Below are 21284 nucleotides of genomic sequence, written 5' to 3'. Positions count from 1 at the left end.
CCATGGCCGTGGTCGGCGCGACGAACCCACCTCCCCGCAGGCCCGAGCACCCCGCGACCGTGGTCGGCGCGGCGAACCCCCGCCGTCGTGGGCTCGGGTGTCGCAGAGTGGTGGGCGACGTGGCGGGACGGCCGTGGCGCGGGCCGTCGGGTTCGGTCGGTGGTGTCGTCGTTGTCGCCGGCCCTGGCCGCCGGTGACCGCAGGGGTCCCCGGGCGTCCGCCCCGTCGCCTGGCTCACTCCACGTCCTCCCTGATGCGCTCCGCGCCGCGCAGCCGCGCGGGGGCCGCCCGGCGGTTCTCGGCGACCTCTTCCTCGGTGGGAAGTTCGGCACCACGGGTGAGCAGCTTGAGCCGGGGCTGGTAGCGCTCGGGCACGACGGGCAGCCCGGGCGGGGCGGTGGTGGCGGCGCCGGCCGCGAAGACCTGCTTGACGAGCCGGTCCTCCAGCGAGTGGTAGGAGAGCACGGCGATACGGCCGCCCACGGCGAGCGCCTTCACCGCGGCCGGGATCGCCCGCTCCAGCACGGACAGCTCGCCGTTCACCTCGATGCGCAGGGCCTGGAAGGTCCGCTTGGCCGGGTTGCCGCCCGTCCGCTTGGCGGCCTGCGGCAGCGCGTCCCGGATCAGCTCCACCAGCCGCGCGCTGTTGCTGAACGGCTCCTTCTCCCGCTCGCGCACGATCGCGGCGACGATCCGCTTGGCCTGCTTCTCCTCGCCGTACGCGCGCAGGATGCGGACGAGTTCGCCCGGCGGGTAGGTGTTCAGCACCTCCGCGGCGCTCATGCCGGTCGTCTGGTCCATGCGCATGTCGAGCGGCGCGTCCTGCGCGTAGGCGAACCCGCGGTCGGCCTCGTCCAGCTGCATGGACGACACCCCGAGGTCGAACAGCACGCCCTGCACGCGTGCGACGCCGAGCCGGTCGAGGACGTCGGGCAGTTCGTCGTAGACGGCGTGGACGAGGGTGGCGCGGTCCTGGTACGGCGCGAGCCGCTCACCGGACAGCCGCAGCGCCTCCTTGTCCCGGTCGAGGCCGATCAGCCGGGCCCCGGGGAAGCGGGTCAGCAGCGCCTCGCTGTGTCCGCCCAGGCCCAGGGTGCAGTCGACGACGACCGAACCGGGCTCCTGGAGGGCGGGCGCCAGCAGGTCCAGGCACCGCTGGAGCATCACCGGGACGTGTCGACTCTGGCTCAAGGGGCCCTCTCAGGTCCGGCGCGAACGCTCCGCACCGCCGGGTCCCCGCCCGCTCCGGAAGGGGAGGCCGACCGGCGCCTGACGGCGGCGGCCGACCGGGAGCGGGAGGAGGCCGAGCCGTACGTACGCGCCGCGCACGTGGGATCTCCGGACAGCACGCCGGGGTCTTGCAGGGGTTCTCGCGGGGGACGGGACGTCCGTGGGGAGGGCCTCGCCTCCCGCTTCGCGTCACTTTAGTCCACCCTGTCTCGCGGTCAATCAACCGGCCTGCGCGTCGCGCACCGGCACGCGCGCGTAGCGCCGGATCCGCGGAATTCACTCGTACGGGCCCGTCCGCTTTACCCGAGTGGGTCACGGCACCGGAGTGACGCGATGACGGTCCCGCTCCCCCGCGCGGACTCCTGCCCACGTCCCGCCCGGATCTCTTTCCCACGTCCCGCGTGCGCATCGTTCTCACGCATCGTTCGCGAAATCCGGCGTTCCCGGGGCCGAAAGGCCGCAAGCTCCGACATATCGCAGCCAGTTGTCCACAGGCGAGTGACACGAACCGGTAACGGCAACAAGAATGCGGTGGTGACGCCGCGGGGAACCTTTTTCGCGTGGTGTCCGTGATTCGGGGTGGGCCGGTTTCGCATCACAGAGCGGCGGCCCAGAGAAAGAACGGGCCGAGGAGGGCCGGGTGACGACCTATGACGAACGAGCGAGCCTTACGGATCTGACTGCCACCGCCGAGCGCGTGCGCAGCTCGGTGGAAGGAGTGATCGAGGGCAAGCCCGAGGTCGTTCGGCTGGCACTGACCGTGCTGCTCGCCGAGGGACACCTGCTGATCGAGGACGTCCCCGGTGTCGGCAAGACGATGCTCGCCAAGGCGCTGGCACGGTCGATCGACTGCTCCGTGCGGCGGATCCAGTTCACCCCCGACCTGCTGCCGTCGGACATCACCGGTGTGTCCATCTGGGACCAGCAGCGCCGGGACTTCGAGTTCAAGCCGGGCGCGATCTTCGCGCAGATCGTGATCGGCGACGAGATCAACCGCGCCTCGCCCAAGACCCAGTCGGCGCTGCTGGAGTCGATGGAGGAGCGCCAGGTCACCATCGACGGGCAGACCTACGAGCTGCCGAGCCCCTTCATGGTCGTGGCCACGCAGAACCCGGTGGAGATGGAGGGCACCTACCCGCTGCCCGAGGCGCAGCGCGACCGCTTCATGGCCCGGGTCTCCATCGGCTACCCGAGCCCCGAGGCCGAGCTGCAGATGCTGGACGTGCACGGCGGGATCAGCCCGCTGGACGACCTCCAGCCGGTGGCGCACGCGCACGACGTGGTGAAGCTGATCGACGCCGTCCGCGGCGTCCACGTCGCCGAATCGGTCCGGCGCTACGCGGTGGACCTGGTCGCCGCCACCCGCACCCACCCCGACCTCAGACTGGGCGCCTCGCCGCGCGCCACGCTGCACCTGCTGCGCGCGGCGAAGGCGTCCGCGGCCCTGGCCGGCCGGGAGTACGCGCTGCCCGACGACGTGCAGGCCCTCGCCGTCGCCGTCCTCGCGCACCGGCTGCTGCCCACCGCCCAGGCCCAGCTCAACCGCCGTACGGCCGAGCAGGTCGTGCTGGAGATCCTGCAGCACACCGCGGTCCCGGCGGCGCCCCAGCAGCACGGCTACGGCCTGGGCGCCACGGCGGCCCCGGGCTACCCGCAGCAGCCGCCCCGGAGGCTGTGATGACGGCGGACGGGGGGACGGGACGTCCGGCGGCCGACCGCGGGGAGAAGGGCGGCATCCGGACGGCCCTGGCCGGGCTGACCACGCGCGGCCGCTCGTTCCTGGCCGCGGGGATCGCCGCCGCGATCTGCGCCTACGTCCTCGGCCAGGCCGACCTGCTGCGGGTCGGCCTGCTGCTGGCGGCGCTGCCGCTGGTGTGCGCGGGCGTGCTGTACCGCACCCGCTACCGGGTCGCGGGCAGCCGCCGGCTCAGCCCCGCGCGCGTGCCCGCCGGCAGCGAGGCCCGGGTCCATCTGCGGGTGGACAACGTCTCGCGGCTGCCCACCGGCCTGCTGATGCTCCAGGACCGGGTGCCCTACGTCCTCGGCCCGCGCCCGCGCTTCGTGCTGGACCGGGTGGAGGCGGGCGGGTGCCGCGAGGTGTCCTACCGGGTCCGCTCCGACCTGCGCGGCCGCTATCCGCTGGGCCCGCTGCAGTTGCGGCTGTCGGACCCGTTCGGCATGTGCGAGCTGACCCGGTCCTTCTCCTCGTACGACACCCTGACGGTGATCCCGCGGGTGGAGGCGCTGCCGCCGGTCCGGCTGACCGGCGAGGCGACGGGGTACGGCGACGGGCGGCAGCGGTCGCTGGCGCTGGCCGGCGAGGACGACGTGATCCCGCGCGGCTACCGCTACGGCGACGACCTGCGCCGGGTGCACTGGCGCTCCACGGCCCGCTACGGCGAGCTGATGGTGCGCCGCGAGGAGCAGCCGCAGCGGTCGCGCTGCACGGTCCTGCTGGACACCCGGGGGCTCGCCTACCGGGGCGCCGGGCCGGACGCGGCGTTCGAGTGGGCGGTGTCCGGCTGTGCCTCGGTGCTGACGCACATGCTCCAGCGAGGCTTCTCCGTGCGGCTGCTGACCGACACCGGCAGTTCGGTGCCCGGCGAGGGCGCGGACGGGTTCGCGGGCGCGAGCCAGGAGACCGCGGACGCGGCCGGGCTGATGATGGACACCCTCGCGGTGATCGACCACTCCGACGGCGCGGGCCTGTCCCGGGCCTACGACGTGCTGCGCGGCGGCAACGAGGGGCTGCTGGTGGCCTTCTTCGGCGACCTGGACGAGCAGCAGGCCGCGGTGGCCGCCCGGATGCGCCGGCGCAGCGGGGCCGCGATCGCCTTCGTCCTGGACAGCGATGTGTGGCTGCGTGAACCGACCGACGTCTCCCGTCCGATGAACAGGACGGAGGAGCGGTTGCGGCTGCTGCGCGAGGCGGGCTGGACGGCGCTCGGCGTCCCGCGCGGCGTGACACTGGCCGAGCTGTGGCACCAGGCGGACCAGGAGCGCACGAGTCTGGCGGCCGCGGGCGGCGCGGGCGGTACGGGGGAGGCGCGATGATGAGCGGACGGGCACGGCTGGCGCTGTGCGCGTGGTCGGCCACCGTGATGGCGTCCTGCGCGCTGCTGCCCCTGGTCGACCCGGCCACCTGGATCCTGCAGGCGGCGGTCCTGCTGGCGATCCAGTCCGGCGTGGGCGCGGCGACCCGGCGGGTGCCGCTGGCCCGGCCGCTGACCGTCGCCTCGCAGGCGCTGGTCACGCTGCTGCTGCTCACCCTGGTCTTCGTCCGCGGGCAGGCCCTGGCCGGGTTCGTGCCCGGACCGCAGGCGATCGAGCGCTTCGGCGAGCTGCTGCGGCAGGGGTCGGACGACATCGCCCGGTACGCGATCCCGGCGCCGCTGGAGTCGGACGGCATCCGGCTGATGCTCGTCGGCGGTGTGCTGGTGATCGGTCTGCTGGTGGACACGCTGGCGGTGACGTACCGCAGCGCGGCCCCGGCGGGTCTGCCGCTGCTCGCGCTGTACTCGGTCGCGGCGGGACTGTACGACGGCGGCATGGACTGGCTGTGGTTCCTGGTGGCGGCGGCCGGCTATCTGATGCTGCTGCTCGCCGAGGGCCGCGAGCGGCTGTCGCAGTGGGGCCGCGTCTTCGGCGGCACGCCCCGGGATCCCGGGATGCCGGACGGCCCGCCGGCCCCGGTGCGCACGGGCCGGCGGATCGGCGCCGTCGCGCTCGGCATCGCGCTGGTGGTGCCGATGCTGCCGCTGCCGGCGATCCAGGGCGGGCTGCTGGGCGGGGCCCGCGGCGGCGTCGGCGCGGGCACGGGCGGCGGGGGCACGATCTCCGCGGTCAATCCGCTGGTGTCGCTGCGGGACAGCCTGAACCAGGACGAGGACCGCACGGTCATGGTCCTGCGCACCAACAGCGACGACATCTCCGACCTGTATCTGCGGATCGTGTCGCTGGACGACTTCGACGGCACCACCTGGAAGCCGGCCAAGCGGCACATCACGGCGGTGCCGGACGAGTTCCCGACGCCCGCCGGCCTCGGCGCCGACGTGCGGCGGGCGCAGGTCACCACCCGCATCTCGGCCGCCGACTGGTACGCGCAGGACTGGCTGCCCATGCCCTACCCGCCGAGCGGGGTGTCCGTGGGGGGCAAGTGGCGCTACGAACCGGTCGGCATGACGCTGGTCGGCGACCACGGCCAGACCACGCGCGGCGAGACGTACGAGGTGCGCAGCCTGGACGTGCGCCCGACGGCCGAGCAGCTGGCCTCGGCCCCGCGCTCGCCGGAGCGGATCAGGCAGGAGTACACCAAGGTGCCGGGTTCGCTGCCGGCCGTGGTGGCGCGCACGGCCCGGCAGATCACCCGGGACGCGACGAGCGACTACGGCAGGGCGGTGGCGCTGCAGGACTATTTCGCGGTCACCGGCGGCTTCCAGTACGACACACAGGTGGAGGTGGGCAGCGGCCCCGACGCGATCGCCACGTTCCTGCGGGACAAGCAGGGCTTCTGCGTGCACTTCTCCTTCGCGATGGCGGCGATGGCCCGCACCCTGGGCATACCGGCCCGGGTCGCGGTCGGTTTCGCGCCCGGTTCGGTGCAGGCGGACGGCTCGGTGGCGGTGGGGCTGAAGGACGCGCACGCCTGGCCCGAGCTGTACTTCGAGGGCGTGGGCTGGACCCGTTTCGAGCCGACCCCGTCGCGCGGTACGACGCCGACGTACACGCGGCCGGACAGCCCGGGCAACAACCTGCCCGACGTTCCGCAGGCCACGCGCTCGGCGGGCGCGGCCCCGTCGGCGGCGCCCTCGGCGAGCACGAGCTGCTCGGCGCAGGCGAAGAAGCTCGACGAGTGCGCGGCCGCGGTGCCGCTGAACCCGGCCCGGGGTGAGGGCGGCTCCACCCCTTGGTGGGCGCTCGCCACCTGGTCGCTGCTGGGCCTCGCGGTGGTGATCGTCCTGCTGCTGCCCATGCTGTGGCGGGTGCGGCGGCGGGCGGTCCGGCTGGCCTCGGCGCAGCACGCCCCGAGCGGACCGGAGCCGTCCGGGGAGGGCCGCGCGGGCGGGACGGGGGCCGTCGAGGCCGGCGCCGGGACGGGGCAGCTCGCCGGGCAGCAGGCGGCCGGGCATGTCCTCGCGGTGTGGCGCGAGCTGACCGACACGGCGTGGGACTACGGCATCCCGCCGGACGAGGCGCTCACCCCGCGCAGGGCGGCGGCGCGGATCGTGCGCCTGGGCGAGCTGGACGAGCCGGCGGCGGCGTCGGTGCACCGGGTGGCGGGCGCCGTGGAGCAGGTGCTCTACGCGCCGCGGCCGCGCGCGGAGGCCGGTCTCGCCGACGACGTGCGCCGGCTGCGGAGCGCGCTGCGCGCCCGCGCGGGCCGTCGCACCCGTCTGCGGGCCCTGATCGCCCCGCGCTCGGCGGTGCGGGCGGCCTGGGCGCTGTCCGACCGCTGGACCGCCGTGAAGGCCCGCTGGTCGGCCCGCTGGTCCCAGCTGCTCCGCCGCCCCACGGGCGAGCAGACGGGCTGAGCCCCCGGCGCCCGTCCGTGGCCCGCTGCCACGGCACCCGCCGAACACCCGGCCCCCGGCCGCTGCGACCGCAGTGACCGGGGGCCTCGTGCTCAGGGGGCGAGAGGACGGGAGACGAGAGGTCGGGAGACGACCGAGGGGTGACCACCTGGTGGTGGTCACCCCTCGGGAGGTCGTCGAAAGACCGTGGGACTCAGTGGCCCTGTTCGTCCCGGCGGCGCTGCCAGCGCTGCTCGATGCGATCCATCATGGAACGCTTCGGACCTCGCTGCCGCCGCGCCTGCGGACCGGCGCCGGGTTGCTCCCCCGGCTTGGGTGCCTTGCGCCAGCCGGTCACGGCGAGGACGGCGCAGCCCAGCATCACGAGGAAGCCGACGACACTGAGCCAGACCTGCTTGGCGACCATTCCGGCCATGAGGAGCGCGATACCCACGAGGAAGCCCGCGACCGCCTGGTAGACCCGCCGCCGGGTGTACGTACGCAGCCCGCTTCCCTCAAGCGCCGACGCGAACTTGGGATCTTCGGCGTACAGCGCTCGCTCCATCTGCTCGAGCATGCGCTGCTCGTGCTCCGAGAGCGGCACGGAGTCCTCCTCATCGTGCAGTCGCCGGGGCGACCCGGGGGGTCCCTTCAGGATAGGCAGGGAATCGCCCCCGTGAAACCCGCCCCTCTGCGCCAATTGGCCAACCGGAGTCCGTCATGGGCGTCCCGGCTCGCTGAGGCTTCCATTCCCCGGCGGCCGACCCGTCATGCCGGGTGGTCTCCCTCGATCATACGGCGACAAGCCCCCGAACGGGGGGTCTGTGGCGGACTCCATGCCCCCGCCGACGCGCTGATCAACGGCACCCGGCGGGCCGGCTCGCAAGCGGGCTCAGCCCTCCTGCGTCCCGCGGGTCTCGCCGAGCACGTGCAGCTGGGTCGCGACGGAGTGGAACGCGGGCAGCTCGGCGGCGGCCTCCTCCAGCTTCAGCAGCGCCTCCAGGGCGCCCGGCTCGGTGTCGACGAGCACCCCGGGGACGAGGTCGGCGAAGACCCGCACGCCGTGCACCGCGGCGACCGCGAGGCCGGCGCTCTCCACCAGCCCGGTGAGCTGCTCGGCGGTGAAGCGCCGCGGCACCGGGTCGCCGGCGCCCCAGCGTCCGGCGGGGTCGGTGAGGGCCTGGCGGGCCTCGGTGAAGTGCCCGGCGAGCGCGCGGGCGAGCACGGCTCCGCCGAGGCCGGCGGCGAGCAGGCTGAGCACGCCCTCGGAGCGCAGCGCGGCGACGGCGTTGCGCACGCCCTCGGCCGGGTCGTCCACGTACTCCAGGACGCCGTGGCACAGCACCACGTCGTAGCCGCCGCGCTCCACCACGTCGAACAGGCCGTGGGCGTCGCCCTGCACGCCGCGCACCCGGTCGGCGACGCCGGCCTCGGCGGCGCGGCGCTCCAGGGCGAACAGCGCGTTGGGGCTCGGGTCGACGACGGTGACCTGGTGGCCGAGTCGGGCGAGGGGCACCGCGAAGTTGCCGCTGCCGCCCCCGGTGTCGAGGACGTCCAGCGCCTGCCGTCCCGTGGCCTTCACCCGGCGGTCGAGGGCGTCCTGGAGGACCTCCCAGACCACGGCGGTACGGAGGGAGGCTCGGGGTCGCATCGGGTCCGACACGGTGGTTGACTCCTCGGCGCGGCACCGCCACGTCCCGGCGGCGCGATTCGGGCTGCCGTCCGGCCCGGGGTGCGGGACGGAAGGCTTCAGGCGTGCTCCACCCTATTGCCTCCCAGGTCGCCCCAGGCCACCGCGGTCAGCCCGCGTCGGGCATGTCCGCGCCCCTCACCTCCCCGCGGGCCGCTTCGCCGGGGTCCTGGCGCGGCTGCGGCAGGACCGGCTGGAGGACCAGCATCCGCTCCACGAGGCGCAGGAACATCGCCACGTCGCGTATCAGGTCGTCGGCGTCCCGGTTGCTCGCCGCGCCCTGGATGCCCGCCTCGGCCCGGGCGCGGCGCCGGGCGCCGGAGGCGAACAGGGCGCTCCACTCGGTCAGTTCGGGCGCGATCTCGGGGAGCACTTCCCAGGCGCTCCGGATCCTGGCCCGCTTGCGCGGACTGGACTCCGGCCGGCCGCGCGCGGCGAGCACGGCGGCGGCGGTGCGCAGGGCCGCGAGGTGGGCCGTGGCGTAGCGCTCGTTGGGGGTTTCGAGGACGGCGGCCTCGTCGAGGCCGGCGCGTGCCTGGGCGAGCAGGTCGAGGGCGGCGGGCGGGGCCGAGGCCCGGCGCAGTACCGGGTGGACGTCGCTCGCCGGGCCGTTCAGTGAGGGGGCAGGGCCGCCTGCGCGGCGCCGGTGGGCGGCGGCTGCGGAGTAGCTGGCCATGACGAACCTCCTGTCGTCTGCGTGACGGCACTGCCCTACGGGGTGCCGTATGTACCCATCGTGAGGTATGGCACTGACAATCCGTTCTGACCTGGGCTTTTGCCTCGCTCGCCCGTTCGCGTTAGTTTTTGCACTGACCAGTCAGTTCAAAAATGCAGGGGGTCAGCGTGGACGACGACGCGCCCGGGCTCGCGGTGGCGGCCCGCGGCCTCGGACTGAAGGGGCCGCGGGGCTGGGCGTTCCGCGGCATCGACATCGACGCGGAACCGGGGGCGCTGATCGCGATCACCGGGCCGTCGGGTTCGGGCCGTACCTGTCTTCTGCTCGCGCTCACCGGACGTATGCGCCCCACGGAGGGGAGCGCCACCGTCGGCGGCCACCGGCTGCCCCGCGGGATGGCCGCCCTGCGCCGGGTCAGCGCTCTGGCCCATGTGCCCGGTGTGACCGACCTCGACCCGGCCCTCACCGTCGGCGAGCACCTGCGGGAACGGGCCCTGCTGCAGCGGCGCTTCGGCGACGGGCTGCGCTCCCTGCTGCGGCCGCGCGCCGAGCGGGCCGCGACCGCCGCCGGGCGCGTCGACGCCGCGCTGGCCGCCGCCGGGCTCGACCTGCGGGACCTGCCCAAGGGCCCGCGCACCGCCGTACGCGATCTGGAGCGGCTGGAGGCGCTGCGGCTGTCGATCGCGCTCGCGCTGATCGGGCGGCCCGGTCTGCTGGGAGTCGACGACGCGGACCTGAAGCTGGCGGACGCCGAACGGGCCGAGGCCTGGGCGCTGCTGCGGTCCCTCACCGAGTCCGGCACGACCGTCGTCGCCGTGTGCAGCGAGGCCCCCGAGGACGCCGTCACCGTGACGACCGCCGGCGACCGGACCACCGGCGCCGGCACCCCGGCCGAGGGCGACGAGACCCCCGACGACGAGAGCGCCCCCGACGAGACCCCCGGCGGCGAGACCACCCACGACGAGAGCACCGACGACGCGAAGGAGGCGGCGGACGATGCGCTCGCCGAAACTGGCCGCTCTTGAGCTGCGGCGCTTCGGCCGGGGCAAGCTGCCACGCGCCGCCCTGGTCGCGCTGCTGCTGCTCCCGCTGCTGTACGGCGCGCTGTACCTGTGGTCCTTCTGGGACCCCTACGGCCGCCTCGACCGCATCCCCGTCGCCCTGGTGAACGACGACCGGGGCGCCACCGTCGACGGGAAGAAGCTGACCGCCGGCGACGACATCACCGAGCGGCTGCTGGACAGCCGCACCTTCGAGTGGCACCGGGTGAGCGCCGAGCAGGCCCGCCGGGGCGTCGAGGACGGCACGTACTACCTGTCGCTGACCATGCCCGCCGACTTCAGCCGGCGCATCGCCTCCAGCGCGGGCGACCACCCCGAGACCGGCGCCCTCCAGGTGCGCACCAACGACGCCAACAACTACATCGTGGGGCAGATCTCGCGGACCGTGTTCAGCGAGGTGCGCTCGGCCGCGTCCACCAAGGCGTCGCGCTCCTTCCTGGACAAGATCTTCATCTCCTTCTCCGACATCCACGACAAGACCGTCCAGGCGGCGAGCGGCGCGGACCGGCTCAGCAGCGGCCTCGGCAAGGCGGAGAAGGGCTCCAAGGACCTCGCCGACGGGCTGAAGGAGGCCAAGGCCGGCAGCGGGAAGCTGGACACCGGGCTCACCAAGCTGAACCGGGGCGCCGGCGACCTGGAGACCGGCTCGCAAGCGGTGGCCGACGGCACCCAGGCGCTCGCCGACAAGGTCAACGGCACGGCCGGCCAGGTCCGGCCCTTCCTGCAGGCCAACCAGAAGACGATCGGCGACACCGCCCGGCTCGTCGCCGACTCGGCGGCCGCCGTCCAGCGCAACCTCGACGACCTGGTGAAGCGGGCCCCGCTCGCCGCCAAGGGCGCCCATCTGGCCGCCGACGCGCTGGACGCCTACTACCGGGAGCACTGTGAGAAGGCGCTGCTGCCGGACGCCGGCTGCGCCAAGCTGAAGGACGCCAAGCAGTCCGCCGCCGACGTGGCGGGCATCGCGGACGACCTCAACACCCTGATCGCCGACCAGAACGGCGACCTCACGACCATCCGTGCCAACCTCGCCACCCTGCAGAAGCAGGCGCAGGCCCTCGCGCGGCGCGCCCCGCACCTGACCCAGGACCTCGACGACGCCGTATCGAAGATCAACAAGCTGAACGACGGGGCCGCCAAGGTCGCGGCGGGCGCGAAGAAGCTGCACAGCGGGCTCGGCACCGCCTCGACCGGCGCGGGCGCGCTCGACCAGGGCGTCGGCAAGCTCAAGACCGGCGCCGAGACGCTGAACGGCGGCATGTACAAGCTGGTCGACGGCTCCGGCAAGCTCGCCGGCGGGCTGCACGACGGCGCCGGGAAGATCCCCGACTACGACCGGGGCGAGCGCGACCGGCGCACCGGCGTGATGGCCGACCCGGTCCGGCTCGCCGCGCACGACCTGCATGACGCGCCGAACTACGGCACCGGCTTCGCCCCGTACTTCATCCCGCTGTCGCTGTGGGTGGGCGCGATGGTGGCGTACATGCTGATCCCGCCGATGAACCGGCGCGCGCTCGCCGCGGGCGCCCCGGCCTGGCGGATCGCGCTGGCGGGCTGGCTGCCGGTGGTGGCCGTCGGCGTCCTGCAGACGGCGGCGCTGATGGCCGTGCTGCACTGGGCGATCGGCCTGCAGATGGCCCGCGCGGCCGGCACGGTCGGCTTCCTGTTCCTGGTGACGGCGTGCTTCGGGGCGATCGTGCAGTGGCTGAACGCCCGCTTCGGCGCGGCCGGCCGCATCCTGGTGCTGGCCCTGCTCATGCTCCAGCTGACCTCGGCGGGCGGCACCTATCCCGTGCAGACGTCACCGGGCTTCTTCAACGCCCTCCACCCGTTCCTGCCGATGAGCTATGTCGTGGAGGCCCTGCGCCGGCTCATCAGCGGCGGCGGGCTCGGCCCGGTGTGGACGGCGTGCGCGGTGCTGGCGGCGTTCACCGCCGGGGCGCTGGCTCTGACCGCCCTGTCGGCCCGCCGCCGCCAGGTGTGGACCCTGGACCGGCTGCATCCGGAGCTGAGCCTGTGACCACGCGCGCGTGCCGGGCCGCCGGACCTGTGAGAATCAGCGCCATGGACAGCAGCACCACGCGGGGCGCCGGCTCCCGCCGCGAGGCCACCCGGCAGAAGCTCTACGAGGCCGCCGTCACGCTCATCGCCGAGCAGGGGTTCTCCGCCACCACGGTGGACGAGATCGCCGAGCGGGCGGGCGTCGCGAAGGGCACGGTCTACTACAACTTCGCGAGCAAGTCCGTCCTGTTCGAGGAGTTGCTGCGGCACGGCGTGGGCCTGCTGACCGCCTCCCTGCGCCAGGCGGCGGAGACGACGGTGCGCGGCGGCGGCTCCCGGGTGGACGCGCTGGACGCGATGATCCGCGCGGGGCTCGTCTTCATCGACCGCTACCCGGCCTTCACCCAGCTGTACGTGGCGGAGCTGTGGCGCACCAACCGGGCCTGGCAGTCCACGCTGATGGTGGTCCGGCAGGAGGCCGTCGCGGTCGTCGAGGGCGTGCTGCGCGAGGGGGTGGAGCACGGCGAGTTCAGCGAGGAGATCGACATCCCGCTGACGGCCGCGGCCCTGGTGGGCATGGTGCTGGTGGCCGCGCTGGACTGGAAGTCGTTCCAGCCGGAGCGGTCCCTGGACGACGTGCACGCGGCGCTCTCCCGCCTGCTGCAGGGCCGGGTGAGCGGCCGCCGCTGACGTAGGGGCGGCCGGGCGCACGGAAAGCGCCGGTCCGACGTGGCCGCGTCCCCCGCGGGCCATGCCGGAACCGGCGCTTCCTTGTGCTCCCCCGTGACGTCCCCCCGTGGAACCCCCGTTGCGGTCGTCCCCCGGGTCTCCCCCGTGCCTCGCTCCCGCCGGCGTCCGCCGGCGGAAGGAGCGGATCGAGGGCCGCTCCGTTCCGGCGCCCCGTGTCGCCGGTACCGGAGCCGTGCCCCGTCTCCGTGTCTCCACTGTCTCGTTCCCGCAGGTCGGGGCCCATCCGCGCAGCTACTCATCTCACCGGCTGAGTACGGATACTCAGACCTGCGCGCTCGGGCCTACGGCGGCCGGGGTGTGCACAGGGGCGAGGGTCCCGGCCCGCGGCGGGAGTGCCGGTGGCGGCGGATAAAGTCGCAGGCATGGCACGGATTGCGGTGATCGGCGCCGGGATGGGCGCGATGGCGGCCGCCGCCCGGCTGGCCGTCGCGGGCCACCGGGTGGTGGTGTACGAGCGGTCGGACACGTACGGCGGGGCGGTGCGCCGTTTCGAGCGGGGCGGGTTCCGCTTCGACACGGGCCCGGGGCTGCTGCCGCTGCCCGCGGTGTGGCGGGACCTGTTCGTCAAGACCGGCAAGGAGCCGCTGGAGGCCTGCGTCGATCTGACGCAGGTCGACCCGGCCTCGCACCACCTCTTCCCGGACGGCACGCGCGTGTCCCTGCCGAACGCCTCTCGCGCGGGCGTCGTCGCCGCCCTGGACGAGGCGCTGGGCCGGGGCGCCGGAGAGCGCTGGGGCGACTTCCTGGTCCGGGCCCGTGAGACTTGGGACCGCACCCGCCGCCCCCTGCTGGAGGAGCCCCTGTGGCCGAACTGGCGGGTGCTGGCGGACAAGGAGCCGTACCCGGCGCTGGAGCGCAAGCGGCTGCTGCGGACGCGGAAGGCGGCGACGCTGGAGCAGATCGGCGCCTGGGAACTGGGCGACGAGCGGCTGGCGGCGCTGCTGGACAGCCACGCCCTCGCCCACGGCCTCGACCCGCGCCGTACGCCCGCGAGCGCGGCGGTGCTGCCGTACATGGAGCACGCCTTCGGGCTGTGGTACGTCCGCGGCGGCATCCGTGAGCTGGCCCGCGCCGTGTACGAGCGGTGCCTCGCGCGAAAGGTCGAGTTCGTCTTCGGCGCCGAGGTCACCGGCATCGTGGACAAGGACGGCCGGGCGGCGGGCGTGGAGCTGGCGGACGGAACGGTGGCGGACGCGGATCACGTGGTGGCCGGGGTCGATCCCGTGCGGCTCGGCGGGCTGACCGAGCGGCTGCTCGACGCGGACGGCGACGTCCGGCCGGACACGGTGACCGCCCGCCCCGGGCGCTTCACGGTGCTGCTCGCGCTGCGCGGGGCGCGTGCGGCCGGCACCCCGCACCGGACGGTGGTGCACGCCCCCGACCGGGTCGCCGAGCTGGAGTTCCTCACGTCCCGCCCGGACGAGCCGGTACGCCCCACGGTGACCGTGCTGCGGCCCGACGACCCGGCCCTGTGCCCGGACGGCGACCACGAGTCCGTCGTCCTGTCGGCCGCCGCGCCCACGGAGGCCGGCCGGGACGCCGACGGCTGGGAGGAGCGGTTCGCGGACCTCCTGGTCGAGGCCGCCGAGGCGGCGGTCCCCGGGCTGGGCGAGCGCGTCCTGTGGCGCGAGGTGCGCGGTCCCGGCCGTACCGAGCAGGAGACGGGCGCCCGCTTCGGAGCCGTACCCGCCCCCGCGCTCGCCGCGGGCGACGGGCGCCTGCTGCACCCCGGGAACGCCACCGCGCTGCCCGGCCTCTACCGCGTCGGCGGCTGGGCGCACCCCGGCGGCGGGCTCCCCCACGCGGGGATGTCGGGTGCGCTGGTCGCCGGGCTGATCGTCGAGGGGCCGCAGTTCCGCGGCTCCCAGTGAGAACCGCGGGGCGGCGTCAGAAGCGGTACTGCTCGTCGAAGCCGTGCCCGGCCTGCTGCTGGCCGCCGTGCGGCTGGGCCGTGCCCTGCTCGTAGGGGTAGGGCTGCTCCGGCGGCAGCTCGGCGCCGTAGGTGTCGTCGGTGCGCTGCTGCGGCACCCACACTCCGCCGGGCGGGGTCTGGCCGTAGCCGCCGGTGTACGCGTCCTGCGCGTAGCCCTGCTGGTCGTACCCGCCGCCGTAGGCGGTGTCGTACGCGGCCCCGCCGTACGTCTGGGTGCCGATGTACGGGTCGGAGTAGGCGGCGTACTGCTGCTGGCCGGTGGTGTCGTAGCCGTACTCGCCGTAGCCGGAGTAGTCGTAGCCGTAGGACGCCTGGTCGCCGCCGGTGGGCTGGGCGGCCGCGGCGTACGCGGAGGAGGCCGCGGTCTCGCCGTAGACGCCGTAGGAACCGGTGTCGTCGGGCAGCGGCTGCGGCTCGTAGACCGTGGTCGCGTCGGCGGCCGCGGGCGGGCGGACCGGGGTGAACACGTCGTCGTGGTCGTCGTCGGGGCCGTAGGACATGGTCTCCGCGGCGAAGGCGGCGGCGGGGGCCTCGTCGCCCTCGGCCGGCTCCAGGCCGGAGACCTCCAGCGTCGGGTCGCGGCGCTCGGCCCGGCCCCGGCGGCCCTTCACGGCCTCGGCGCCCCGGCGGCTGACCGCCCAGCCGGCCGCGAAGCCGCGCCGGAAGGACAGCGTGACGTAGGTCTGCCCGACCGCGAAGGCGGCCGCGCCCAGTGCGATGACGACGACGGAAGGAATCAGCACACCGAGCACGACGCCGAGGAAGCCGACGAACGCGAGCAGCCGCCAGCGAAGCCGTGCCTTGTACTGCAGCAGCACTTCACCGAGCAGCCACAGCGCGACGACGCCGAACGCGATGTAGAGGACCGTCCAGCCCATGTACGCCCCTCTCCCAGTGGCCGCTTCGCAGTGTGTCGTACAGCGGTGCGACCGGTCTAGGCCTGCGGAGGGTGGTGCAGGCCCAGGTTCTCGTAGATTTCCAGCGTCGCCGTGGAGTTGTTGAGCGTGATGAAGTGCAGACCGGGCACACCCTCGGCCAGCAGCCGCGCGCAGAACTCCGTGGCGAAGTCGATGCCAATGGAGCGTACAGCGGCCGGATCGTCCTGTGCCGCGAGGATCCGGTCTTTCAGCTCGTCCGGGAAGGCCGCGGTGCTCAGCTTGGGCACCCGCTCCAGCATCTTCACGCTGGTGACCGGCAGGACCTCGGGGATGACGGGGGTCTCGCAGCCGGCCGCCGCCACGCTGTCGCGCAGCCGCAGATAGGACTCCGGGTGGAAGAACATCTGTGTGATGGCGTAGTCGGCCCCGGCGCGGCACTTGTCGACGAAGTGCCGCACGTCGGTGTCCCAGTCGGGCGAGCGCGGGTGCATCTCCGGGAAGGCGGCGACGCCCACACAGAAGTCGCCCGACTCCTTGATGAGCCGGACGAGCTCGGCGGCGTAGGTCAGGCCCCGCGGGTGCGGCACCCAGTCGCCCATGGGGTCGCCGGGCGGGTCGCCGCGCACGGCGAGCATGTTGCGGATGCCGGCGTCGGCGTACTGGCCGATGATGTTGCGCAGCTCGGCGATGGAGTGGTCGACGGCGGTGAGGTGGGCGACCGGCGTGAGCGTGGTGTCCACGACGATCTGCTCGGTCTCCCGGACCGTGCTGGTGCGGGTCGAACCGCCCGCGCCGTAGGTGACGGAGACGAAGTCGGGGGCCACGGCCTCGACCCTGCGCAGGGCGTTCCACAGGTTCCGCTCGCCGGCCGGCGTCTTGGGCGCGTAGAACTCGAACGAGTACGTCGTCTTGCCGGAGGCGAGGATGTCGCGCACGGTACGCGCGCGATCGGTCCTGGTGGACGGTGTTCCGAGGGCCATACCGGCAGGTTAGCCAGGGGTGGACGGTCCCCCAACCGAAGGGGGGAAATTTGCCCGAATTGCCGGGTTGTTGTCCACCCCTTGGACAATCCTCCGAGCGCGGCCCCGGAAAAGGGACCCCGCTCAGGCCTGCCGCAGCCGCTTGGCGAACTCGGCGGCGGCGGCACCCGGGTCCTCCGCCTCGGTGATCGCCCGCACCACGACGACCCGGCGCGCGCCCGCCTCCAGCACCTCGTCGAGGGTGCCGAGGTCGATGCCGCCGATGGCGAACCAGGGCCGGTCGGTGCCCAGCGCGGCGGTGTACCGGACCAGGTCGAGACCGGGGGCGTGCCGTCCGGGCTTGGTGGGCGTCGGCCAGCAGGGGCCGGCGCAGAAGTAGTCCACGCCCTCCTGGACGGCGGCCGCCCGGGCCTCGTCCTCGGCGTGGGTGGAGCGGCCGATCAGCACGTCCTCGCCGAGGATCGCGCGGGCCGCGGGCACGGGGAGGTCGCCCTGGCCGAGGTGGAGGACGTCCGCGCGGGCCGCGTGCGCGACGTCGGCGCGGTCGTTGACGGCGAGGAGCTTGCCGTGGCGGGCGCAGGCGTCGGCGAAGACGCTCAGGTGCTCCAGCTCCTCGGCGGCCTCCATGCCCTTGTCGCGCAGCTGCACGACGTCGACCCCGCCGGCCAGGACCGCGTCGAGGAACTCGGGCAGGTCGCCCTGGCGCCTGCGGGCGTCCGTGCACAGGTAGAGGCGGGCGTCGGCGAGGCGGGCGCGTGCGGTGGCGGCGGCGGTCATGCGGGTCCCCCCAGGGATGGGTGCGGAAGTCCGTGCCGTACGGGCCGCGGCAGGGCGGGCCGGTGGACGGATGCGGGCCGCGGTCGCGGGCCGCACCCGTCCGCGACCGTGGCCTGCGCGGCCGCGGCCCGTACGTCGGACGGTGTTCAGCCTGTACGGATCAGACGGCGAGCGCCTGGGCGCGGCGCTTCACCTCCGTGCCGCGATTCTCGCTCAGCGCCTGCGCGGGGGTGCCGGGCAGGGTCGGGTCGGGCGTGAAGAGCCACTCGATCATCTCTTCGACCGTGAACCCGTCGTCCCGCAGCAGCGTCAGGGTCCCGGCCAGGCCCTTGACGACCTTGTCCCCGTCGATGAAGGCGGCGGGGACGTGCAGCGCGCGGTTCTCCCCACGGCGTACGGCGATGAGCTGGCCCTCCTTGACCAGCTGCCGGACACGCGTCACCTCGACGCCGAGCATCTCGGCGATGTCGGGAAGGGTGAGCCAGGCGGGGACGAGAGCATCGATCTTTGCGTCAATCTCGGTCACGGAACAAGCCTGCCATCTGCCACTGACAGTCGGAAGCCGGGGCCGTCCAGCCGGGCCGTCCGCCTGGGACGACACCCCCCGGGCGGCTCAGGCCGCGGCGGCCTTCAGCGGCCTGGCCGGATCCGTCAGCAGCCGTGCGTCCATCCGCGCGCCCGCCTCGATCAGCCGCCGCCCCTGGGCCAGGTCGCGCGGGCGGCCCACCGCGAGCAGGGCGACCAGCCGGTCGTCGCGCAGCCAGCACACCGTCCAGGCCGGGCCGTCCGGCTCGCCGCGCCACAGGATGCGGTCGGCGGCGGTGTGATGCCCGGCGTACTGCACGAAACGGCCGAACTGCTCGGACCAGAAGTAGGGCACCGGGTCGTAGGCGGCGGGCGTGTCGCCGGCGATGTTCGCGGCGACCGTGCGGGGGCCCTGCAGGGCGTTGTCCCAGTGGTGCACGAGCAGCCGCTCGCCGTAGCGGGCGGAGGGGAAGGAGGCGCAGTCGCCGACCGCGTACACGTCCGGCACCGAGGTGCGCAGGTGCGCGTCGGCGAGCACCTCGCCGTGCGTGCCGAGCGCGATGCCGGACCCGGCCAGCCAGCCGGTGGCGGGCCGCGCCCCGATGCCGACGACGACCGCGCCGGCGGGCAGCCGGGTGCCGTCGTCGAGGACCACGCTGCCCGGCTCGACGGCCGCCACGCGCGTGTGCGTGCGCAGCTCGGCACCGGCGTCGGCGTACCAGGCGGTCATGGGCGCGGCGACCTCGGCGGGCAGCGCCCCGGCGAGCGGGCGGTCGGCGGCCTCGACGACGGTGACGGCGCAGCCCGCCTCCCGCGCGGCCGTGGCGAACTCGGCGCCGATCCAGCCGGCGCCGACGACCACGATGTCGTGCTGCCGCTCCAGCACCGGGCGCAGCCGCTCGGCGTCGTCCAGGGTGCGCAGCAGGTGCACGCCGGGCACCCCCTCGGCGCCGGGCAGGGTGACCGGTTCGGCGCCGGTGGCGACGACGAGGACGTCGTAGGCGACGGGGCCGGCCTCGGTGTCCAGTTCGTGGTCGGCGGGGCGGACGCCCAGCACCTCGCAGCCGAGCCGCAGCTCGATGCCGAGGGCGTCGAAGTCGACGTCGAAGGCGGAGCCCTCGGCGGTGCCGAGCAGCACGGCCTTGGACAGCGGCGGCCGGTCGTAGGGCTGGTGGGGCTCGGCGCCGATCAGGGTGACGGTGCCGGTGAAGCCCTGGTCGCGCAGGGCGACCGCGGTCTGCACCCCGGCCATGCCCGCGCCCACGACGACCACGCGCCGCGTCTGTGACGTGCCCCGTTGCTGCGTCTGCTCGCTCACCTGATCACCATAGACACCTGACAGACCGTCAGTCAGCGGTCCTGCGCCGTGAGCTGCTCCACATGCGCGGGCAGCTCCTCCACCACGCTCGTGCCGCTGCCCTCCTGGGACTCCCACTCCCAGGTCTCCTCCAGCCGCACCCGCCCGTCCGGCAGCTCCACGACCGTGGACGCGCAGTGGCCGGAGGAGGTCGTCCCGTCCTGCTTCAGCTGGACGTACCGGAAGTCCAGCCGGTCCCCGTCCCGGGTGCCCACGAGATACCCGCGCACCACGTCCCCGCCCGCGTATTCGGCCCAGATCCGGCCCTCGCGCTCGTGGTAGGCGAACCGGGTGCGGGTGCCCACCTGACCTGGGGCCTGGTCGGCGACCGGGGCGAGGACGAGACCGTCGAGGGACCGGGTCATGACGGAAGGCTCCCTTACAGACACACAGCGGCACGGGCTAGGGTGGCCACCGTAAAGCACTCGCGGGAGCCCGGACGCACCGGGCTGAGAGGGAGGCTGGGACGGCCTCCGACCGTACGAACCTGATCCGGGTCATGCCGGCGAAGGGAGGGGCTGGACGCCCATGTCGCCTACGCGTACGTCAGACGTCCTCGTCATCGGGGGCGGGATCATCGGCCTGGTCACGGCCTGGCGGGCCGCACAGCGCGGCTTCACCACCGCGGTCGTCGACCCCGGGCCCGGCGGCGGAGCCGCCCAGGTGGCGGCCGGGATGCTGGCCGCCGTCACCGAACTGCACTACGGCGAGCAGACCCTGCTCGGCCTCAACCTGGCCTCCGCTCGCCGCTACCCGGACTTCGCGGCCGAGCTGACCGAGGCCACCGGAGAAGACCTCGGCTACCGGCGCTGCGGCACGCTCGCCGTCGCCCTGGACGCCGACGACCGCGCCCACCTCAAGGAACTGCACGCCCTGCAACGGCAGTCGGGCCTGGAGTCGGAGTGGCTGTCGGGCCGCGACTGCCGGCGCCTGGAGCCGATGCTGGCGCCGGGGGTGCGCGGCGGGCTGCGGGTGGACGGCGACCACCAGGTGGACCCGCGGCGGCTGGCGGCCGCGCTGGTCACCGCGTGCGAGCGGGCCGGGGTGGTGTTCCACCGGACCTGGGCCGAACGGCTCATGCTCGCGCACGGACGCGCGGCCGGCGTCGTCACCCGCGACGGCCAGGAGCTGGGCGCGGGCCGGGTGGTGCTCGCCGCCGGCAGCCTCAGCGGGCGGCTGGGCGGCGTGCCCGAGGACGTGCTGCCGCCGGTGCGGCCGGTGAAGGGCCAGGTCCTGCGGCTGACCATGCCGGACCACGGGACGCCCTTCCTGAGCCGGACCGTGCGCGCGGTGGTGCGCGGCGGCGCGCTCTACCTGGTGCCGCGCGAGAACGGCGAACTGGTGGTCGGCGCGACCAGCGAGGAGATGGGCTGGGACACCACGGTGACCGCCGGCGGCGTCTACGAGCTGCTGCGCGACGCCCACGAGCTGGTGCCCGGGATCACCGAGCTGCCGCTGACCGAGACCCGGGCCGGGCTGCGCCCCGGCTCCCCCGACAACGCGCCGCTGCTCGGCCCGACCGCGCTGGACGGCCTGCTGCTGGCCACCGGGCACCACCGCAACGGCGTCCTGCTCACCCCGGTCACCGGCGACGTCCTCGCCCACGCCCTCGTCACCGGTGAACTGCCGGACGAGGCCCGCCCGTTCACCCCGAAGCGCTTTTCCACCGCGGCAGGAGCCCCGCAGGCCGCACGCACCCTCACGGAGCAGCCCGCATGAACATCTCCGTCAACGGCGAACCCCACCGGATCGAGCCCGGCACCGCGCTCGACGCCGTCGTGAAGTCCCTCACCGCGGCCCCCTCCGGGGTGGCCGCCGCCCTCAACGAGACCGTCGTCCCGCGCACCCAGTGGTCCGCCACGGCCCTCGCCGAGGGCGACCGCGTCGAGGTCCTGACCGCCGTCCAGGGAGGCTGA

General features: G+C 74.4%; 19 protein-coding genes and 1 riboswitch. Of the genes, 9 read left to right on the top strand and 10 right to left on the bottom strand.

Going from position 1 to position 21284, the window contains the following annotated elements:
* Positions 1-234: 234 nt before the first annotated feature.
* Positions 235-1191 (bottom strand): 16S rRNA (cytosine(1402)-N(4))-methyltransferase RsmH, encoded by a 957-nt coding sequence (rsmH, locus tag ACF1AL_RS10660; RefSeq protein WP_384211389.1) that lies wholly within the window; start codon positions 1189-1191, stop codon positions 235-237.
* A 679-nt stretch (positions 1192-1870) separates the two neighbouring features.
* Here rsmH and ACF1AL_RS10655 point away from each other — a divergent pair.
* From ACF1AL_RS10655 to ACF1AL_RS10645, 3 genes are read left to right on the top strand one after another with little or no spacing between them, the layout of a single operon-like run.
* Complete coding sequence (locus ACF1AL_RS10655; protein WP_366835936.1) at positions 1871-2908, top strand: MoxR family ATPase; 1038 nt, start codon at positions 1871-1873, stop codon at positions 2906-2908.
* A complete protein-coding gene (locus ACF1AL_RS10650; protein WP_391820583.1) occupies positions 2908-4284 on the top strand; it encodes a DUF58 domain-containing protein in 1377 nt (458 codons plus the stop codon). Before ACF1AL_RS10655 ends, ACF1AL_RS10650 begins: the two co-directional genes overlap by 1 nt.
* Positions 4284-6761 carry a DUF3488 and DUF4129 domain-containing transglutaminase family protein gene (locus tag ACF1AL_RS10645; protein ID WP_391825893.1) on the top strand — a complete coding sequence of 826 codons (2478 nt, stop codon included), beginning with the start codon at positions 4284-4286 and terminating at the stop codon, positions 6759-6761. Before ACF1AL_RS10650 ends, ACF1AL_RS10645 begins: the two co-directional genes overlap by 1 nt.
* 193 nt (positions 6762-6954) lie before the next feature.
* On the opposite strand, the gene ACF1AL_RS10640 is transcribed toward ACF1AL_RS10645, so the two are convergent.
* From ACF1AL_RS10640 to ACF1AL_RS10630, 3 genes are all read right to left on the bottom strand, one after another.
* Positions 6955-7344: a DUF3040 domain-containing protein gene (locus tag ACF1AL_RS10640; protein ID WP_366835940.1), complete on the bottom strand. Its 390-nt coding sequence runs from the start codon at positions 7342-7344 to the stop codon at positions 6955-6957.
* Positions 7345-7632: 288 nt separating this feature from the next.
* The gene (locus ACF1AL_RS10635) at positions 7633-8403 is read right to left on the bottom strand and encodes a methyltransferase (RefSeq protein ID WP_366835941.1); all 771 of its coding nucleotides are present in this window, start codon (positions 8401-8403) and stop codon (positions 7633-7635) included.
* A 136-nt stretch (positions 8404-8539) separates the two neighbouring features.
* The gene (locus ACF1AL_RS10630) at positions 8540-9106 is read right to left on the bottom strand and encodes an SAV_6107 family HEPN domain-containing protein (protein WP_366835942.1); all 567 of its coding nucleotides are present in this window, start codon (positions 9104-9106) and stop codon (positions 8540-8542) included.
* A gap of 152 nt (positions 9107-9258) precedes the next feature.
* On the opposite strand from ACF1AL_RS10630, the gene ACF1AL_RS10625 reads away from it, so the two are divergent.
* The 4 genes from ACF1AL_RS10625 to ACF1AL_RS10610 all read left to right on the top strand — a co-directional run bounded on the left by ACF1AL_RS10625 (position 9259) and on the right by ACF1AL_RS10610 (position 14789).
* Positions 9259-10131 carry an ATP-binding cassette domain-containing protein gene (locus ACF1AL_RS10625; RefSeq protein WP_391825798.1) on the top strand — a complete coding sequence of 291 codons (873 nt, stop codon included), beginning with the start codon at positions 9259-9261 and terminating at the stop codon, positions 10129-10131.
* Entirely contained in the window at positions 10103-12187 is a 2085-nt protein-coding gene (locus ACF1AL_RS10620; protein WP_391660910.1) for a YhgE/Pip family protein, read from the top strand. The genes ACF1AL_RS10625 and ACF1AL_RS10620 overlap by 29 nt, the downstream gene beginning before the upstream one ends.
* 44 nt (positions 12188-12231) lie before the next feature.
* Positions 12232-12858, top strand: coding sequence for a TetR/AcrR family transcriptional regulator (locus ACF1AL_RS10615; protein WP_366835945.1), 627 nt, complete (start codon positions 12232-12234; stop codon positions 12856-12858).
* Positions 12859-13280: 422 nt separating this feature from the next.
* Complete coding sequence (locus ACF1AL_RS10610) at positions 13281-14789, top strand: phytoene desaturase family protein (RefSeq protein ID WP_391825797.1); 1509 nt, start codon at positions 13281-13283, stop codon at positions 14787-14789.
* A 16-nt stretch (positions 14790-14805) separates the two neighbouring features.
* On the opposite strand, the gene ACF1AL_RS10605 is transcribed toward ACF1AL_RS10610, so the two are convergent.
* From ACF1AL_RS10605 to ACF1AL_RS10580, 6 genes are all read right to left on the bottom strand, one after another.
* Positions 14806-15729 (bottom strand): hypothetical protein, encoded by a 924-nt coding sequence (locus ACF1AL_RS10605; RefSeq protein ID WP_391825796.1) that lies wholly within the window; start codon positions 15727-15729, stop codon positions 14806-14808.
* A gap of 56 nt (positions 15730-15785) precedes the next feature.
* Positions 15786-16709: a methylenetetrahydrofolate reductase [NAD(P)H] gene (gene metF / locus ACF1AL_RS10600; protein WP_391697580.1), complete on the bottom strand. Its 924-nt coding sequence runs from the start codon at positions 16707-16709 to the stop codon at positions 15786-15788.
* Between the two features lie 123 nt (positions 16710-16832).
* Positions 16833-17486: a thiamine phosphate synthase gene (gene thiE, locus ACF1AL_RS10595; protein ID WP_391825795.1), complete on the bottom strand. Its 654-nt coding sequence runs from the start codon at positions 17484-17486 to the stop codon at positions 16833-16835.
* A gap of 160 nt (positions 17487-17646) precedes the next feature.
* Entirely contained in the window at positions 17647-18012 is a 366-nt protein-coding gene (locus ACF1AL_RS10590) for an Rv2175c family DNA-binding protein (protein ID WP_358689519.1), read from the bottom strand.
* 87 nt (positions 18013-18099) lie between these two features.
* Positions 18100-19329 carry an NAD(P)/FAD-dependent oxidoreductase gene (locus ACF1AL_RS10585; RefSeq protein WP_391825794.1) on the bottom strand — a complete coding sequence of 410 codons (1230 nt, stop codon included), beginning with the start codon at positions 19327-19329 and terminating at the stop codon, positions 18100-18102.
* Positions 19330-19361: 32 nt separating this feature from the next.
* Positions 19362-19733: a hypothetical protein gene (locus tag ACF1AL_RS10580; RefSeq protein ID WP_391660904.1), complete on the bottom strand. Its 372-nt coding sequence runs from the start codon at positions 19731-19733 to the stop codon at positions 19362-19364.
* 52 nt (positions 19734-19785) lie between these two features.
* Positions 19786-19899, top strand: a riboswitch (TPP riboswitch).
* On the opposite strand from ACF1AL_RS10580, the gene thiO reads away from it, so the two are divergent.
* Entirely contained in the window at positions 19897-21087 is a 1191-nt protein-coding gene (thiO, locus tag ACF1AL_RS10575) for a glycine oxidase ThiO (RefSeq protein WP_391825793.1), read from the top strand. It overlaps the preceding riboswitch by 3 nt.
* Positions 21084-21284, top strand: coding sequence for a sulfur carrier protein ThiS (gene thiS / locus ACF1AL_RS10570; RefSeq protein ID WP_391825792.1), 201 nt, complete (start codon positions 21084-21086; stop codon positions 21282-21284). Before thiO ends, thiS begins: the two co-directional genes overlap by 4 nt.

Origin of the sequence: Streptomyces sp. NPDC014801 (assembly GCF_043082085.1) — a bacterium.
Lineage (GTDB): Bacteria > Actinomycetota > Actinomycetes > Streptomycetales > Streptomycetaceae > Streptomyces.
The sequence above is the reverse complement of the archived record's forward strand: the minus strand, read 5'-3'. Positions and strand labels throughout refer to the sequence as shown.

Bases quoted from the DNA above. Each gene is read 5' to 3' on its own strand.
- ACF1AL_RS10650 (WP_391820583.1), top strand. From the start codon at position 2,908: ATGACGGCGGACGGGGGGACGGGACGTCCGGCGGCCGACCGCGGGGAG.
- ACF1AL_RS10645 (WP_391825893.1), top strand. From the start codon at position 4,284: ATGAGCGGACGGGCACGGCTGGCGCTGTGCGCGTGGTCGGCCACCGTG.
- ACF1AL_RS10630 (WP_366835942.1), bottom strand. From the start codon at position 9,106: ATGGCCAGCTACTCCGCAGCCGCCGCCCACCGGCGCCGCGCAGGCGGC.
- ACF1AL_RS10625 (WP_391825798.1), top strand. From the start codon at position 9,259: ATGCAGGGGGTCAGCGTGGACGACGACGCGCCCGGGCTCGCGGTGGCG.
- ACF1AL_RS10620 (WP_391660910.1), top strand. From the start codon at position 10,103: ATGCGCTCGCCGAAACTGGCCGCTCTTGAGCTGCGGCGCTTCGGCCGG.
- ACF1AL_RS10615 (WP_366835945.1), top strand. From the start codon at position 12,232: ATGGACAGCAGCACCACGCGGGGCGCCGGCTCCCGCCGCGAGGCCACC.
- ACF1AL_RS10610 (WP_391825797.1), top strand. From the start codon at position 13,281: ATGGCACGGATTGCGGTGATCGGCGCCGGGATGGGCGCGATGGCGGCC.
- ACF1AL_RS10605 (WP_391825796.1), bottom strand. From the start codon at position 15,729: ATGGGCTGGACGGTCCTCTACATCGCGTTCGGCGTCGTCGCGCTGTGG.
- metF (WP_391697580.1), bottom strand. From the start codon at position 16,709: ATGGCCCTCGGAACACCGTCCACCAGGACCGATCGCGCGCGTACCGTG.
- thiE (WP_391825795.1), bottom strand. From the start codon at position 17,486: ATGACCGCCGCCGCCACCGCACGCGCCCGCCTCGCCGACGCCCGCCTC.
- ACF1AL_RS10580 (WP_391660904.1), bottom strand. From the start codon at position 19,733: ATGACCCGGTCCCTCGACGGTCTCGTCCTCGCCCCGGTCGCCGACCAG.
- thiO (WP_391825793.1), top strand. From the start codon at position 19,897: ATGTCGCCTACGCGTACGTCAGACGTCCTCGTCATCGGGGGCGGGATC.
- thiS (WP_391825792.1), top strand. From the start codon at position 21,084: ATGAACATCTCCGTCAACGGCGAACCCCACCGGATCGAGCCCGGCACC.